This is a genomic window from Cyanobacterium sp. IPPAS B-1200, assembly GCF_001747005.2.
GTDB lineage: Bacteria > Cyanobacteriota > Cyanobacteriia > Cyanobacteriales > Cyanobacteriaceae > Cyanobacterium.
On sequence record NZ_CP182899.1, the window covers coordinates 1,002,029 to 1,017,097 of the forward strand.

At 38.0% G+C, this 15,069-nt stretch carries 16 protein-coding genes; 7 read left to right on the forward strand and 9 right to left on the reverse strand.

The genetic code is table 11. The features are described from left to right. Positions 1 to 44: 44 nt before the first annotated feature. Positions 45 to 2,219, forward strand: a complete 2,175-nt coding sequence (locus A5482_RS04580; RefSeq protein ID WP_069790588.1) for a glutamine synthetase III family protein — start codon at positions 45 to 47, stop codon at positions 2,217 to 2,219. Between the two features lie 162 nt (positions 2,220 to 2,381). Here the strand turns inward: A5482_RS04580 and A5482_RS04585 are convergent, their stop codons facing one another. Continuing rightward, entirely contained in the window at positions 2,382 to 2,954 is a 573-nt protein-coding gene (locus A5482_RS04585; protein WP_069790589.1) for a peroxiredoxin, read from the reverse strand. Positions 2,955 to 3,188: 234 nt separating this feature from the next. Between A5482_RS04585 and A5482_RS04590 the strand changes: the two genes are divergently transcribed. Together A5482_RS04590 and A5482_RS04595 are read left to right on the forward strand one after the other, a co-directional pair. After that, entirely contained in the window at positions 3,189 to 3,611 is a 423-nt protein-coding gene (locus tag A5482_RS04590; RefSeq protein ID WP_446684813.1) for a Fur family transcriptional regulator, read from the forward strand. Positions 3,612 to 3,676: 65 nt separating this feature from the next. After that, the gene (locus A5482_RS04595; RefSeq protein ID WP_069790591.1) at positions 3,677 to 4,081 is read left to right on the forward strand and encodes a DUF1824 family protein; all 405 of its coding nucleotides are present in this window, start codon (positions 3,677 to 3,679) and stop codon (positions 4,079 to 4,081) included. Positions 4,082 to 4,126: 45 nt separating this feature from the next. Here the strand turns inward: A5482_RS04595 and A5482_RS04600 are convergent, their stop codons facing one another. Together A5482_RS04600 and A5482_RS04605 are read right to left on the reverse strand one after the other, a co-directional pair. Next, positions 4,127 to 4,429: a DUF1232 domain-containing protein gene (locus tag A5482_RS04600; protein WP_069790592.1), complete on the reverse strand. Its 303-nt coding sequence runs from the start codon at positions 4,427 to 4,429 to the stop codon at positions 4,127 to 4,129. A 198-nt stretch (positions 4,430 to 4,627) separates the two neighbouring features. Continuing rightward, positions 4,628 to 5,032 carry an NIL domain-containing protein gene (locus A5482_RS04605; RefSeq protein WP_069790593.1) on the reverse strand — a complete coding sequence of 135 codons (405 nt, stop codon included), beginning with the start codon at positions 5,030 to 5,032 and terminating at the stop codon, positions 4,628 to 4,630. Between the two features lie 57 nt (positions 5,033 to 5,089). Here A5482_RS04605 and A5482_RS04610 point away from each other — a divergent pair, with 57 nt between their 5' ends. Both A5482_RS04610 and A5482_RS04615 read left to right on the forward strand, forming a co-directional pair. Continuing rightward, positions 5,090 to 5,650, forward strand: coding sequence for a thioredoxin family protein (locus A5482_RS04610; protein WP_069790594.1), 561 nt, complete (start codon positions 5,090 to 5,092; stop codon positions 5,648 to 5,650). A 401-nt stretch (positions 5,651 to 6,051) separates the two neighbouring features. Then, positions 6,052 to 8,334, forward strand: coding sequence for a glycosyltransferase 61 family protein (locus A5482_RS04615; RefSeq protein ID WP_069790595.1), 2,283 nt, complete (start codon positions 6,052 to 6,054; stop codon positions 8,332 to 8,334). Here A5482_RS04615 and A5482_RS04620 read toward each other — a convergent pair. The 6 genes from A5482_RS04620 to A5482_RS04645 form a co-directional block, all read right to left on the reverse strand. After that, positions 8,331 to 9,341 carry a sulfate/molybdate ABC transporter ATP-binding protein gene (locus tag A5482_RS04620; RefSeq protein WP_069790596.1) on the reverse strand — a complete coding sequence of 337 codons (1,011 nt, stop codon included), beginning with the start codon at positions 9,339 to 9,341 and terminating at the stop codon, positions 8,331 to 8,333. The genes A5482_RS04615 and A5482_RS04620 overlap by 4 nt on opposite strands. A 259-nt stretch (positions 9,342 to 9,600) precedes the next feature. Continuing rightward, positions 9,601 to 10,413 (reverse strand): sulfate ABC transporter permease subunit CysW, encoded by an 813-nt coding sequence (gene cysW / locus A5482_RS04625; RefSeq protein ID WP_069790597.1) that lies wholly within the window; start codon positions 10,411 to 10,413, stop codon positions 9,601 to 9,603. After that, a complete protein-coding gene (cysT, locus tag A5482_RS04630) occupies positions 10,400 to 11,269 on the reverse strand; it encodes a sulfate ABC transporter permease subunit CysT (RefSeq protein WP_242411935.1) in 870 nt (289 codons plus the stop codon). Before cysT ends, cysW begins: the two co-directional genes overlap by 14 nt. Before the next feature lie 125 nt (positions 11,270 to 11,394). Continuing rightward, positions 11,395 to 11,712: an NIL domain-containing protein gene (locus A5482_RS04635; RefSeq protein WP_069790598.1), complete on the reverse strand. Its 318-nt coding sequence runs from the start codon at positions 11,710 to 11,712 to the stop codon at positions 11,395 to 11,397. A gap of 38 nt (positions 11,713 to 11,750) precedes the next feature. Next, entirely contained in the window at positions 11,751 to 12,803 is a 1,053-nt protein-coding gene (locus tag A5482_RS04640) for a sulfate ABC transporter substrate-binding protein (RefSeq protein WP_069790599.1), read from the reverse strand. Between the two features lie 78 nt (positions 12,804 to 12,881). Continuing rightward, positions 12,882 to 13,280, reverse strand: a complete 399-nt coding sequence (locus tag A5482_RS04645; RefSeq protein ID WP_069790600.1) for a YidH family protein — start codon at positions 13,278 to 13,280, stop codon at positions 12,882 to 12,884. Positions 13,281 to 13,372: 92 nt separating this feature from the next. Between A5482_RS04645 and A5482_RS04650 the strand changes: the two genes are divergently transcribed. Beyond that, positions 13,373 to 14,128 (forward strand): sulfite exporter TauE/SafE family protein, encoded by a 756-nt coding sequence (locus tag A5482_RS04650; RefSeq protein ID WP_069790831.1) that lies wholly within the window; start codon positions 13,373 to 13,375, stop codon positions 14,126 to 14,128. A gap of 115 nt (positions 14,129 to 14,243) precedes the next feature. Further along, positions 14,244 to 15,032: a Crp/Fnr family transcriptional regulator gene (locus tag A5482_RS04655; RefSeq protein WP_069790601.1), complete on the forward strand. Its 789-nt coding sequence runs from the start codon at positions 14,244 to 14,246 to the stop codon at positions 15,030 to 15,032. Positions 15,033 to 15,069: the final 37 nt, after the last annotated feature.

Consider the following 15,069-nt stretch of genomic DNA (forward strand, 5'->3'; position numbering starts at 1 on the left):
TACATAATCATTATCCTGAGAGATTATCCTTAAAATAAAAGACTATGAGTGGAAATCAATCAAGGGTTCAAGCCATTTATCAAATCACCAACAGAGAGATAAAACCGTTCAACAGCCCCAAAAGATTGGAAGAAATGTGGGCAAAGGATGTGTTTACCCTCAGTAAAATGCAAGAATGCCTACCCAAAGACGTATTTAAATCCCTACAAAAAACTATCCAAACAGGAGAACCCCTCGACCTCTCCATTGCTGATGTAGTGGCTACCGCCATGAGAGATTGGGCAATTTCCAAAAGAGCTTTATACTACGCCCACGTATTCTACCCCCTTACCAACTCCACGGCAGAAAAACATGACGGCTTCGTCTCTGTACAGGGCGATGGCTCCGTCATTTCTGAATTTGCAGGAAAAGTATTAGTAAAAGGAGAACCTGACGGCTCATCCTTCCCCAACGGTGGCATTCGTACCACCTTTGAAGCTAGGGGATATACCGCTTGGGATGTGACTAGCCCCGCCTACGTGATGGAAACTGATAACGGTGTCACCCTTTGTATTCCCACCGTATTCGTTTCTTGGACAGGGGAAGCCCTCGATAAAAAAACTCCTCTCCTTCGCTCCAATGCCGCCCTCAACAAATCTGCCCGTCGAGTGTTGGAATTATTGGGACACAAAGACATTGCTCCTATCAACTCCAGTTGTGGTGCAGAGCAAGAATACTTCTTGGTTGATTCCAATTTCGCCCATAGTCGCCCCGATTTACTTTTGGCAGGTAGAACCTTATTTGGTAAACCATCGGCCAAAGGACAAGAATTTGATGATCACTATTTTGGTGCTATTCCTGAGCGGGTACAAGTCTTTATGCAGGACGTGGAAGAGTCTATGTACCGTCTCGGCATCCCTGCCAAAACTCGCCATAATGAGGTAGCCCCCGGACAGTTTGAATTAGCACCCTTCTTTGAAAGTGCTAACGTAGCAACAGACCATCAACAATTAACCATGACCATTTTAAGAAAAATGGCGAAAAAACATGGTTTTGTCTGTCTTCTCCATGAGAAACCCTTTGCAGGGATTAACGGTTCTGGAAAGCACGTAAACTGGTCTGTAGGTAATGCAACCCAAGGTAATTTATTAGATCCGGGTGATACTCCCCACAGTAATGCTCAATTCCTTCTTTTCTGTGGTGCTATTATCCGAGGAGTTCACAAGTTTGGGCCTTTGATGCGTGCGGTAGTTGCCACTGCTAGTAATGATCATCGCCTTGGTGCTAATGAGGCTCCCCCTGCTATCATGTCCGTATATCTTGGCTCTCAATTAGAGGATGTGTATGAGCAAATTCGTAAAGGGGAAATTACTGGTTCTCAACTGGCTCAAACGATGAATATCGGTATTGACACTTTACCCGTTATTCCTAAAGATCCGGGCGATCGCAATAGAACCTCTCCTTTTGCCTTTACTGGTAACCGTTTCGAGTTCCGTGCGGTGGGTTCTAGTCAATCGGTAGCAGGTCCTTTGGTGGCGATGAATACCATCTTAGCTGACTCTTTACAATGGATTGCCGAAAAATTAGAAGCTGAGTTAAAACAAGGTACTGACCTTAATGATGCTATCCAAAAAGTTCTTCAAGAAATCATGGAAAAACATGGTGCTGTGGTCTTTGGTGGCAACGGTTATTCTGAGGAATGGCATAAAATGGCTGTGGAGGAAAGAGGTTTAGCGAACCTACGTACCACTGCTGATGCTTTACCTAGCCTTAAATACAAGGAAGTAGAAGAACTATTTGACAAAATGGGAGTGCTTTCCCCTGTGGAGTTAGAAAGTCGTTTTGAGGTGTACGCCGAGCAGTATATTCTCTCCCTTGAGGTGGAAGCTAAGTTAGTGGTTAGCATGGCGAAAACGACCATTTATCCTGCTGCTATTAATTATCTATCTAAACTTACCAGTACCATGGCTAGTTTAAATAATATCGGTATAAAACTCGATACCTGTGCGATCGAAAAAATCGCTACTTTGGTTAATCAATTGATCGCAGAAGTGGAAAAACTTAGTGAAGCCCTTCATAAAGAAGACTTTGCAGATACAGAAGCTCATATGAAATATTTTGCTCAAACCATTCTTCCCATAATGAATGAAGTACGCAAATATGCTGATGCCCTTGAGGGTGAAGTTGATGATGAGTTATGGCCTTTACCTACTTATCAGGAAATGTTGTTCATTAAGTAAGTAAACCTACATTGTAGAGGACGTAGCATACTACGTCCGCACAGGTGCTGAGTAAATTAAGATTCACCTGCTTTGTGATCAACCACTTATGAAAACATCATAAATAAGCAAAAAAAGGGTGTACATATACACCCTTAAAAAATTATATTTTTTCGCTAGTGATTAACCGACAAACTCCTTCACAGGTTCACATACACCAGCAGGAGCAGTACCTTTGAGGTGAGCTAACATAGTATCAGCGTCAGACACTTCAAAAGGATCAGCAGGACAATTATCTTCGTAACCAGGTTCCACAAAGATTTTCTCGATCTTACAATCGTTAACAAGCATAGAATAGCGCCAAGATCTTAGACCGAATCCGAGGTTAGATTTATCGACTAACATACCCATTTTACGGGTAAATTCTGCATTACCATCGGGTAATAAGAATACATTTTTAGCACCGATTTCTCTGCCCCATTTGAACATTACGAAAGCATCATTTACAGAGACACAGATTACTTCATCAACTCCTTGGGCTTTAAATTCTTCATATAACTCTTCGTAGCGAGGAAGGTGATTAGAAGAACAGGTAGGGGTGAATGCTCCAGGTAAGGAGAAAATAACTACTTTTTTGCCACCAAAAATCTCTTCGGTGGTTTTGTCTTCCCAACGGTAAGGATTAGGTCCTTCTACAGACTCATCACGGACACGGGTTTTGAATACTACACTAGGTACTTTTTCTATAACGGCCATATTTTACCTCTTCTATAAATGATTAATAAAACTTTACGTTTTTTAAAATAACGTTTGAAGCTGTTTTTTATTTGCTTCTATCTCAGAATAACTCTTATTTAAGAATTTGTCAACAACAATAATTATTCATTTTTGTTAAGGTATAGTTAAGACTAGTTCATTAATGGTTGAAAATTAATTATTAATGGGACTAGAGTTTTGTAATATTTGGACTGAGATTACTTTCACTTTGTCATGGCAAAAAAAGCAGATGAGATTATCAATGTACTAAAGGCAAAAGGCTTGAGGGTAACACCCCAACGCTATGCTGTGTATGCAAATCTATTGAGTAGAAATGATCATCCCACGGCAGAAAATATCTTAACGGATTTGAATAAAGATGCCCCGACTTTGTCTCAGGCGACTATCTATTTATCGTTACAAACCCTGCGAGATGTGGGTTTAATTCGTGAGGTGTTGTTGCAGGAGGGGGTGTGTCGATATGATGCCAATGTTTCTCCCCATCATCATTTTCGCTGTAATTGTTGTGGAAAAATTGAAGATATTCCTTGGGAAACTTTTTCTAATCTTTCCGTTGATAAGTTGCGCTCGGGATTAAAAGTTGATCATTATGAGGTGATTGTACAGGGGGAATGTAATTCCTGTTGTGAAACTTAAATACTTGCTTTGGGGTTTGTTTTTGGGCTACGGTTGAAATAATTTTATTTTGTGGACGTGGTTAAATGAATTCTGAAGTAAGTTCTGCTTTACAGGTTTTGAAAGAATATAGTGGTATTGAGACTAAAATTCCCGCTTCTGAGGAGAAAAAAGTTGAGTTACAAAAGTCTCTTTTGTTGATAGTGGCTAAGGCGGATTATTTTAATTTGGGTGTTTGTGCATCTAGTTATGACGAGGGCTTTTCTGCCTTGAATAGTTATTTAAGAGCTTTTGATTATGTATTGGATTTAAGTCGGGATAAGGTTGATAGTGATGTACCGATTTATATTAAGTTTAATGGGGAAAGGTTATCGAAGATGGTTTCTGATTATTCGGGAGATTATCGTGGAGTGTTGATAACTATTTTTTGTGATACTGATGAGTCTATTTTAGGGACTTACGGACATTTACCTTTGTCTTTGTTTGATTAGTTTTTATTTGGCGTTGGGTTTTATGGTTTAACCCAACCTAATTTTTTATTTTTCGAGGGGGATGGCTTCTACTTCTACGGTTTCTCCTTGATTGTCGTCGTTTTGGACGTTATCTTTGTCTAGTTTTCTCTTTTTCATGGCGCCGAGGAGTAGTTGAGATATTTCGGATAACATGATTGTTACGATGACAAAGTCGTCAATTTGTCCTGCGATGGGTATGATGTCGGGAGAAATATCGATGGGGCTGATGAGATAGACTAATGTGCCTAGAATTACCCAGAGGCGGTATTGGGGATTCCGGATGCCGTTGGTGTACCAAGTGTATAGGGAGCGAAGGTTGAATTTCATGATGTTTGGAAAGTGTTGCTATATTCTTATTTTATTATGGTTGATGGTTTTTTATATGTAGGTTTTCCGTACTTTTTTAGGTAGTGGTGATAAATAGGTTGTGCGGAATGGTGAAGACAGAAGATAATCATTATTAGTTGTTAACACCATTGCCTATTCTTTACCTCAAGTAAAATTTTTTTTAATTAAAGCCTCTAGTTATAAATTGGTGGTGATGGCTTGGACGGGGCAGGTGGGAATACATTGCTCACAGACGATGCAGGTTTGTTGGCGAAATTGTAGTTTATAGCTACTGGGGTTGAGGGTGAGGGATTCGGTGGGGCATACTCCTGTACATAGTCCGCAATGGACGCAGGTTTCTTCGTCGATGATGATTTCTCCTGTGGCGGATGAAACTTTTATTTCTTGGGATTTCATCCAGTCGATGGCGATTTCTAGTTGATCGATATCTCCTAGTAATTCTACAACTAATTTTCCTACTTGGTTGGGGGCTACTTGGGCACGGATAATGTTGGCGGCGATGTTAAATTCTTTGGCGAGGCGATAGGTGACGGGAATTTGTACCATGGTGCGAGGAAAGGTGAGGGTTACTCGTTTTTTCATAGGTTTGAGGGATAATAGGTTTAGAGATAACTATTTATAGTGTAGGGAATTATATTTATGTCTGAAGGTACTTCTTCTAATTTTGGAGTAAATCGACTCAGAAATTTTGTGATTGGGATAGTGGCGATCGCCCTTAGTCTTACTTTGGTGTTAGGATTACAAACAAGTGTTAATTCGGAGTCTTTGGAAGCACAGGCACAGGGGGCTACTCCTCTGGAGGTAGCTCTTAATAATGGTAAGCCGACTCTGATGGAATTTTATGCTAATTGGTGTACTAGCTGTCAAGCTATGGCTGGGGATATGGCTACTTTGAAGCAGGAGTATGGTAATGATGTTAATTTTGTGATGCTCAATGTGGATAATACTAAGTGGCTTCCTGAGGTTTTGAATTATCAGGTGGATGGTATTCCCCATTTTGTTTTCCTTAATGAAGGGGGAAGTGCGATCGCATCTGCCATTGGCGAACAACCTTTATCAATTTTTGAGCAAAATTTAACGGCTTTAGTGAGTAATAATCCTCTCCCTTATGCCAACTCTCAGGGAGTCACTTCTCAAATAGAAACTTCTAATCCTGTGGTTGATGGTAATCAAGATAATCCCCGTGATCATAGCAATTAATTATTTTGTTTTTACTGTCTTTTTTGCGATAAACAATTATCAGTAAACTTGTTTTAAATATAAGTTTTTATACTTAGCTTAATGTCTTAATATTTTTCTTTTAAAAACTTGAGAAAAACCCCTAAAAAACTTGTCATTTAACTTTGACTATGTTATAATAAGGGTATATCAAACATAGCCACCTTTTCTTGACCCTTTGCGGTCGGGGAGGGGTGGCTTGTGCTTTTTTTCCTAGTAAAATTGAGATAACATCAAGTGTTGTTTTGTAAGGGGATAAAAGTAAATAGTTATCATTAAATCAATTTAAGATTAGGGAAGGGGTTTAAACTTCTTATCAATAAAAGTCTTCATCACATCAAAGCTATAATTAATTTTGCCAACTTACTTAACTGAATAACTGTATGAATAATTGGTTAGAAACCAAATCACAGATAAAGACTTTTTGTAGTCAAAATAATTACGAACAATTAAAAATATATTTAGAGTCTTTGTTGGATGTTGATAGTTCTAATCCTTTACTTTTAGCTTATGCTGGGGTTGGTTATATGTTAGTTGGTGAGGGAGAAAAGGCGATCGCCCTTTGGTTAGATTGTTTTCTGATGGCAGAGGAAGAAGAATTGGAAAACATTGCCGAAAGTTTAGCGGAATTGGCTGATTTATATTTTCAAACCCATCAATATTATCAAGCATCTCTCATTTATCAACAGGTATTAGAATTTAATGCTTTTCATTGTCAAAGCTATCTTAATTTAGGTTACTGTTTATTATTTTCTGGTAATTTCGATGATGCTATGGAGGTATGGAAAAATGGTTTAGCTATTAACTCTTCATGGGCAGAATTATCTCTCAATATTGCCAAAGAATATCAATATATTAGAGAATATCATCAAGCTATTAATTACTATTTAGAAGCTCTTAATTTTTATCCTAATAATAGTCACATTTACTATAATTTAGGTCTTTGTTATGCAAGAATTAATGAAGTTGATACAGCTATTGATTATCATCATAAATGTTTAAAACTTAATTCTAATTTGCTTTCCGTTTATGGTGAGTTAGGTTATCTTTATTTACTAAAAGGTGACATAAAAAAAGTTAAGGAATATTGGCAGGTTTTACTTAATCTTAATTTTAATATATTTACAAGTTATCTTAATTGGAGTGATGGTAATAATAGTAAAAATATCTCTTTAAATAAGCAATTAATTTCTAGCTTATTAGAAGATAATAATTTGCTCGAATTAGAAGTAAATATTGCTAACTTACTTTTTGAACAAAAACAATATAGTCTTGCTCTTAAGTATTATCAACTTGTGATAGATTTTTTATTACTACTAAAAACAGAAACAAAATTAAGTATCAATAAAGCAAAGGTTAATCTTTACAACACTTTTAAAAATATAATTATTTGTTTAAAGGATAAAAACTTAGATGATGACATAGAAAGATACTTAAATATATTATCTAGTCTTGACCCAATAAATGCAAAAAAAATAATAAAAGAATTAGAATCAATGTGGACTGTAAATAATTTACAGAAAATTAGTTTTAAGAAAAATAGTGTCAATAATTATTATGAGACAGCCCAAGAATGGGTAGTAAAAATAAATCAAATAGAAAATTATCAATTAATTTACGATAATAATAAGCTGGAATTAAATCCCCCCAAAAGTCTTGATAATATAATCCATCCTAGTTTTTACTTTCCCTCTGATTTTCCCCTACCCCCTAGCTTTGTAACTACCGTTAAAAAAGGTAAATTTTGGCTACGGCAAGACGAGGGTAGTAGTGCCATCATTACCCATGACAATTATTTACTTGGGGATATTTCCCCCGAATCTCCTGCCCTTAGCCCCAATCATCCCGATAAACATCCAAGTTATCATTCCCTTTTAAAAGGTTCTTCTCTCCCTCCTGTAACGATGATAAAAGGCAGAGTGGTTGTTTTGGCTGGTTTATTAAACAATATCTATTTTCATTGGTTATTTGATATTCTACCCCGCATTCATTTACTAGAAAAAGCCTCTATTGATTGGGATGATATTGATTCTGTAGTGGTGGATAATCGTTGTCAATTTCAACGGGAAACCCTTGATATATTTGGTATTCCTGCTTCTAAAATACTTCCTCTTTCCTTTCCTACTCACATTGAGGCAGATGAGTTAATTGTACCTTCTTTTCCCAGTGCGATCGCGTGGATGCCCCCGTGGAGTTGTGAATATTTACGCATAAAAATGATGGGGGATAATCTCAATAAAAAAACACCCCATAAAAGAATTTATATTAGTAGAGCAAAATCTAGTAATAGAAGGTTAATTAATGAAGCAGAAATAATTACTATATTGCAACAATATAACTTTGAAATAGTTAATTTAGAATTACTTTCTGTCAGGCAACAAGCCGAGTTACTAAATCAAGCAGAGGTTGTTATTTCTCCCCACGGCAGTGGTTTAAGTAATCTAGTTTTTTGTCAACCAAATACAAAGGTAATTGAGATGTTTTCCCCTAATTATGTTTACCCTTGTTATTGGTTGGTTAGTAATATTTTAAAATTAGAATATCACTATATTTTAGGGGAAATTTTTGGTAGCAAAAGCGTTGATAATTTTCTATACCCTGATAGTCGCTTTGAAGATATTTACATTAATTCAGATAATTTAAAACTATTATTAAATAATATTTAAGCAAAAGTTTTAATGCGATGGGGCTTAATAAATACAACCTGATCTTTTTTAAGATTTAAAGAGATAAATTGTTGCCTAGTTACGTGGGCAATAATGGGTAAATTATTTTCCAAAGATAACTCTATTTGCACCTCAGCCCCTAAGTGAGTGATTCTTTTAATGGTGGTTTTCGTACTTTCTTTATCATCATCCGTCAATAAAATATCAACCTCATGGGGGCGCACAAACACTTCAGGATGAGAAGAGTATTCATCATGATTAACATTAACAAAAAGAGGAGTATGGCTGGGTAAAATATTCACCTCCCCGATAAATTTCATCACAAAAGGTGAGGCTGGATAATCATAAATTTCCGCAGGAGTGCCGATTTGTTCGATAACTCCATGATTCATTACCACAATTTCATCAGCTACTTCCATGGCTTCTTCTTGGTCATGGGTGACAAATACACTGGTAATATGGACTTCATCGTGTAATCTTCTTAACCATGCTCTCAAATCCTTCCTCACCTTGGCATCTAATGCCCCAAAAGGCTCGTCCAGTAATAATACCTGCGGTTGCACAGCTAAAGCACGGGCAAGGGCGACTCTTTGTCTTTGCCCCCCTGATAACTGGGATGGATAGCGATCGCCCAAACCCTCTAATTGAATCAAATCAAGCAATTCAGCCACTTTATGTTTAACTTGATTTTTAGGTGTTTTACGAATGCGTAAACCAAAGGCAATATTTTCTCGGATGGTGAGATGTTTAAAAAGGGCATAATGTTGGAACACAAAACCAATATTACGTTTACGAATATCAAGGTTAGTGGTATCTTTACCATTGATAATTACCTGACCATTATCAGGATTTTCTAACCCTGCAATTACCCTCAAAAGAGTTGACTTTCCAGAACCAGACGGGCCTAATAAGGCGACTAAAGTATTAGGTTTTACCTCTAAATTAATATCTTTTAGAGCTTGGAAATCACCGAATTTTTTATTGACTTGATTGATAATAATACTCATTTTTTTGTTTTATATATAGGGTGTGATGAAAAGTGTTTTAGTTAAGTTTGGGAATGGGGAATGGTTTTTTAATCCATTACTTAAGAATTTTTAAGATTCATTATTCCCCCTGAAATTTCGGGAAGCTAGGGCAGGGATGATTCAAAGTAGAGATACAAAAATGCCTAACTTTTTTAACAAGGGGCTTAAGCCCCTTGCCTCCTCCTCGCCTTAACTAGGAAATTGTAGAATGAATCACCTCTGGAGGGGCTAGGGGGGATCAAATCTTGGTGAAATGTTCCAAAATTTCTTTAGCGATAAGAGTAACCACCGCCAACAATACCAACACCACCGAAGCCGCAAAAGCCGATTGACTTTGATAATTGCTATAAGCCAGTTCCACAAAAATCGGTAAGGATGCCGTTTTACCGATAATGTTGCCAGAAACAACGGCGATCGCACCATATTCCCCCATAGCCCTAGCATTAGTCAGCAAAACCCCATAGAGTAAACCCCAACGAATACTAGGAAGAGTCACCCGCCAAAAAATCTGTAAATCATTCGCCCCTAGGCTTCTCGCCGCATCCTCCTGCTCACTACCAATCTCCTCCAATACAGGAATTACCTCCCTTGCCACAAAAGGCATGGTCACAAAAATCGTCGCCAACACCATCCCCGGTAAAGCAAAAACAATCCTCACATCAAGATATTCCACCAACCAATTTAACCAACCATTACGCCCATACAAAAGTACCATCATTAATCCAGCCACCACAGGAGAAATAGAAAAAGGTAAATCAACGATACTCATCAAAAACGCCTTACCCCGAAAATTATTCCTCGCAATCACCCACGCCGCACACAAACCAAACACAGTATTTAAAGGCACACTAACAACTGATAAAAGAACAGTTAACCATACCGCCTGAATAAATTCCCGTTGTTGTATCGCCTCCAAAAAAGTTGGAATACCCTCTTTAAAAGCCTCATAAAACACCGAGATAGCAGGAATTAGTAAAATTAGTGCTAAATAAACAAATACAATCAAAATTGACCAATTCTTACCCGTATTCCACCTTCTAATTGTCTGCATAACGTTTGCCCCACTGCTGTAACAGATTAATAATTAATAACAAAACCAAAGAAATAAATAGTAATACTGTGCCGATAACCGTTGCCCCCACGTAGTCGTACTGTTCGAGTTTTTGAAGTACCAGTACAGGGGGAATTAAATCCCGAAAAGGGATGTTAGAAGCAATAATTACAATGGTTCCATAAGAGCCTACAGCCCTCGAAAACCCCAACGCCACCCCCGCGGAAATAGCAGGAAGCAAAGGGGGTAAAATTACAAGGCGAAAAGTTTGCCAATCCGTTGCTCCCAATGACCAGGCAGCCTCTTCAATTTCCGCCCCCATTTCTTGTAATACGGGCTGTAAACTTCTCACCACAAAGGGTAAGGCAATAAACAACATTGCCACAAATACCCCCAAAGGTGAAAAAGTAATCTGAATGCCGAAAGGAGTAAAAAACTGACCAATCCAACCATCCTCGCTATATACCGTTGCCAAGACTAAACCCGCCACTGTGGTAGGTAAAGCAAAGGGTACATCGATGGTGGCATCAATGATTTTTTTGCCCCAAAAGTCGTAACGCACCAATACCCAAGCGGTTAAAGTACCCATAACAGCATTAATCAAAGAGGCGATCAAGGCAGTGGTAAAAGTAAAAATATAGGATGCCACAGCAACCTCCGCCGTTGCCTCTTGCCAAAAGTTTTTCCATCCTAAACTGGCAGATTCTGCCACTAAAGCCGCCATGGGAATGATTAAAATGACCGTAAGAAAAATAATAGTCACTGCCCACGGGATGGAAAATCGACGAAAGATATTTTGAACTATTGCCTTATAGTCAGGAGGTCTTTTTTTTAATTGATTAGAAGAAGAAATCATAATTTCATGGGATATAAATGAGCAATTTACTATATCAAAATTGCGATAAAACTATTGATTGATATGCAATAAACCTAATACCTAACACTTCTCTCAACCGAAACATTTGTTGAGCCTCAATATGGTTAATGGGTGATTTCCCACTCTCCCAAACCCCAAGAATCTTTCACAATTTCTTGACCATTGCCCGTTTGACTCCACACTTCTATACCTAAATCGGATAAATAATTTAAAGCCTGTTGGATAGAATCCTTTTCCCCCGACAAAACAAGATTAAACCAACCATCTTTATCGGCATACTCCCCCAACATGGCAGAGGTGATGTTGACTTCTAAATTATGCTTAGAAGCTAGATCAACAATAATGGGCTTATCGTGATGATGGGGAGGAATGTGAATAGAAATCTTGATAGATTTTTTCTCGCTAATATCTTTTGTTGTCATAATCAATCCTCAATAGGTGTGATGAAATTTTCAATTAATTATCTTCCTGAAATAGCTTGATCAAAAATTGCTCCGTCATCAAAGAAATCTGGTTGTGCTTGAGGCCAACCACCAAAGTCTTCGATGGTAAATAGATTTTCTATTACGGGGAATCTATCGCTAAATTCGGCAAAAACTTCTTGGTTAACAGGACGAAAACCTGCTTCGGCAAAAGCTCTTTGGGCTTCAACGGTATAGAGAAATTCTACAAAGGCTTCAGCGACTTCCCTTGTACCTCTCCTATCTACATATTCATCAACTACTGCGATGGGCCCTTCGATGGAAATGTTGTAATCTGTGGGGATAACGTAGGGTTGTACTCTACCCTGAGACTCTGCCAACAATAACTCATTTTCATAGTTCATCAACACATCCCCTTGATTTCTGCTGTAGAAAACATCGGAGGCTTCTCTAGCATCTCGGGGAAGGGTGGCAACACTACTATAAACTTGACCAACAAATTCTTTTGCTTGTTCTACGGTGCCTCCAGCCTCCACAACGCTACCCCACAGGGCAAGAAAATTCCAACGAGCGCCCCCAGAGGTTTTGGGATTAGCGGTAATGACACTAATATCTGGATCTGCCAAATCTTGCCAGTTTTCAACTGTTTCTCCTCCTTCTCTACCGACAAGGGCAACTACAGAGCGGGTAATAATGCCATTTTGTCCAGATACGTTGTCTTCCCAACCTGGTTCAATTAATCCAGCTTCTTGGATGGCATAGTGATCAGAAGATAAAGCGAGAGCGACTATGTCAGCTTCTAAACCATCTATAACTGCTCTGGCTTGGGAGCCTGAACCACCATAACTTTGGTCGATGGTTACTTTTTGTCCTGTTTCTTGTTCCCAATACTCAACAAATTGAGGCACGATTTTTTCGTAGGCGGACTGGGTTACGGCATAGCTGACTAAGGTTAAGGTTACTTCTTGCTGACTTTGTTCTGCCCCTGTGGCGTTTTCTGTGGTGGTGTTGGGGGAGGCACAACTGGCGATTACTCCGCTAATGGTTAATCCTACTAAAAATTTCCCGAATAATCTTCTTTGTAATTTCATCGCTCATGTTTTGCAAATTTTGTTAGGTACTATCATAATAGATTCTCAAATAAATTTCAATACATTTTAAAAATAAATTTATTGTAAAAAGAAATGATGTTTTTGAGAAACGGTAAAGACAATATAGATAATGGCGGCACCAAAAAGAGTAATTGCACCGCTGAACAAAATAATGATTCTATCGGCGGGTTGGTAGGTATCCTCTTCTATGTAGCGGCGTACGGAAAAGTATTGAATAGTAGAAATTAAGACGGTAATTAAACCCACACTGGCAAAAAGTAGCCCCATTTTCCAACTAATACCAAGGCGAGGAACTTCTGGAGGCTGGAAGGTTGGCAGACGTAAAATAACTACTCCGAAACCCATTAGCCCTACGGCAGTTCGCATCCAAGCCAGATATGTTCGTTCATTAGCTAAATGATCTCTGATGCGCGAGGGATTTAATTTTGATTGTTTTTTCTCTGGCAATCTGTTCATTTTTTTTACGTATTTTTGGTTTGTGACTGATAATTGTAATAGAAATCATATACAATTCATTTACAATATTTTTTTTGTGGGGAGATTTTCAGTTGACAAATGTAGAATTAATTTCTTTAATCATTATTTTTTTCTTTACTAGCGTCATTGGAGTGGTGACGGGCAGTAATTCTCTGATAACTGTACCTGCTATGTTGGAGTTTGATATTGAACCCGCAAGGGCGATCGCAACGAATATGTTTGCCTTAATATTTATGAGTATCGGCGGTACTATCCCTTTCTTAAAAAGTGATGTTTTAAAACGCCCAGACTTACCCCTGCTGTCAGTTTTAACCGTTGCCGGCTCAATTTTGGGGGCTTTACTCGTAATTATCATTCCCTCTGATACCATGCCCTTACTCATCTCCATTTTTATGATTGCCGTTACCGTTTTCTCTGTTATTAACAAAAATAAAGGCATCGAAAAAATAGAAAAACCTAGCCCCACAGCTTTAAAAATCGGCTACGGTTTAACCTTTGGTTTAGGTATCTATGGTGGTTTTTTTAGTGGCGGTTATGTAACTACCTTAACGGCTAGTTTTATCGGCTTTTTTAATATGACATTTATAGAAGCTGTTGCCATAACAAAGGTTTTGAATATCTTTTCCTCCATCATCGCTACCTTAATTTTTATGACTCAGGGATTAGTTGATTATCAATTAGGGATAATTTTGGGCATAACTATGTTTGTTGGAGCCGTTATTGGCGCTAAAGTCGTTACAAAAATGAGTAATTTATGGTTGCGGAGAATTTTTTTGGTGGTAGTAATCTTTTTGGCAGTGCGTAATTTATTGCAGTGGATAAATTAAATTTGCAAAAGGAGAAAACTGCATTTTATTTTGACATTAATTAAAATTCAACCCTGAATAGTCCGTAACTGTGGGACAATATAGTTAGAAGATTAAATCAACTTATCGGGCAACAATGGCAAGGAAAAATTCTAGTGAATCAAACATCATTACTTTTTTAATCAACGACTCCTATTTGTTTAAAGGGTTAGATGAAAAAGAATTAACCTCCTTTTTGCCCCCTGACAGTCTCACTAGGGAAAAATTATTTTCTAATCGCCCTGTGTTTACGGCATTTTCCCCTGATGAAGATTTAGATGGTCTTTACATAGTTTTGGAGGGTGGCCCTATAATACTACGTAGTAATCCCCTCGATCGCATTTTATCCATTACTTATAGTGGTGGGTGTTTTGGGATGCGTAGTTTACCCTTTAGTTACGGTTTGGCTAGTAAAAGTTTTCCCAGTCTAGTGGAGGCTTATAAAACCACCTATGTAACCAAAATTCCCCTTGATGCCCTTAAACAAATTTATGATCATTTTGAAATAGTGGGCGATCGCTATGCTAAACTTTTTGAATTAAGGGAAAAATTTACTTATCATCTCCTCAACTGTAGTAGTTATCCTCCCCAAGCAGTGGCATCGTTATTACGGGCGCTAATCTATCAGGAAAGAGAATTGGAAAATCAACCCAATGAGAAAGATATTTATGTCCTTGACTTGGCAGTGGAGGTGATAGCCAAAGCCTGTCAACTAAACCAGCGCACCGTAGAACAAGTTTTGAAAGGAATGCAGAAAGAAGGATTGATTAAGTTAGATAAAAATAACAGCACCTCTGATGATGTGATACACATTTTAGAACCAGAAGAATTAAAAGAAGTTTATAGTGCTACCAGAGATAAAGTTTCTTGGTGGCCTTTAAAATAGCAGAGAGGTAAAGCAAAGTTAATGTTTGTAAGCAAGG

What these genes read in the sequence shown, in the direction of transcription:
- A5482_RS04610 (WP_069790594.1), top strand. Translation starts at nt 5,090, where the DNA reads ATGTCTGAAGGTACTTCTTCTAATTTTGGAGTAAATCGACTCAGAAAT.
- A5482_RS04615 (WP_069790595.1), top strand. Translation starts at nt 6,052, where the DNA reads ATGAATAATTGGTTAGAAACCAAATCACAGATAAAGACTTTTTGTAGT.
- A5482_RS04605 (WP_069790593.1), bottom strand. Translation starts at nt 5,032, where the DNA reads ATGAAAAAACGAGTAACCCTCACCTTTCCTCGCACCATGGTACAAATT.
- A5482_RS04590 (WP_446684813.1), top strand. Translation starts at nt 3,189, where the DNA reads ATGGCAAAAAAAGCAGATGAGATTATCAATGTACTAAAGGCAAAAGGC.
- cysT (WP_242411935.1), bottom strand. Translation starts at nt 11,269, where the DNA reads ATGATTTCTTCTTCTAATCAATTAAAAAAAAGACCTCCTGACTATAAG.
- A5482_RS04595 (WP_069790591.1), top strand. Translation starts at nt 3,677, where the DNA reads ATGAATTCTGAAGTAAGTTCTGCTTTACAGGTTTTGAAAGAATATAGT.
- A5482_RS04580 (WP_069790588.1), top strand. Translation starts at nt 45, where the DNA reads ATGAGTGGAAATCAATCAAGGGTTCAAGCCATTTATCAAATCACCAAC.
- A5482_RS04655 (WP_069790601.1), top strand. Translation starts at nt 14,244, where the DNA reads ATGGCAAGGAAAAATTCTAGTGAATCAAACATCATTACTTTTTTAATC.
- A5482_RS04600 (WP_069790592.1), bottom strand. Translation starts at nt 4,429, where the DNA reads ATGAAATTCAACCTTCGCTCCCTATACACTTGGTACACCAACGGCATC.
- A5482_RS04640 (WP_069790599.1), bottom strand. Translation starts at nt 12,803, where the DNA reads ATGAAATTACAAAGAAGATTATTCGGGAAATTTTTAGTAGGATTAACC.
- A5482_RS04645 (WP_069790600.1), bottom strand. Translation starts at nt 13,280, where the DNA reads ATGAACAGATTGCCAGAGAAAAAACAATCAAAATTAAATCCCTCGCGC.
- A5482_RS04585 (WP_069790589.1), bottom strand. Translation starts at nt 2,954, where the DNA reads ATGGCCGTTATAGAAAAAGTACCTAGTGTAGTATTCAAAACCCGTGTC.
- A5482_RS04635 (WP_069790598.1), bottom strand. Translation starts at nt 11,712, where the DNA reads ATGACAACAAAAGATATTAGCGAGAAAAAATCTATCAAGATTTCTATT.
- A5482_RS04620 (WP_069790596.1), bottom strand. Translation starts at nt 9,341, where the DNA reads ATGAGTATTATTATCAATCAAGTCAATAAAAAATTCGGTGATTTCCAA.
- cysW (WP_069790597.1), bottom strand. Translation starts at nt 10,413, where the DNA reads ATGCAGACAATTAGAAGGTGGAATACGGGTAAGAATTGGTCAATTTTG.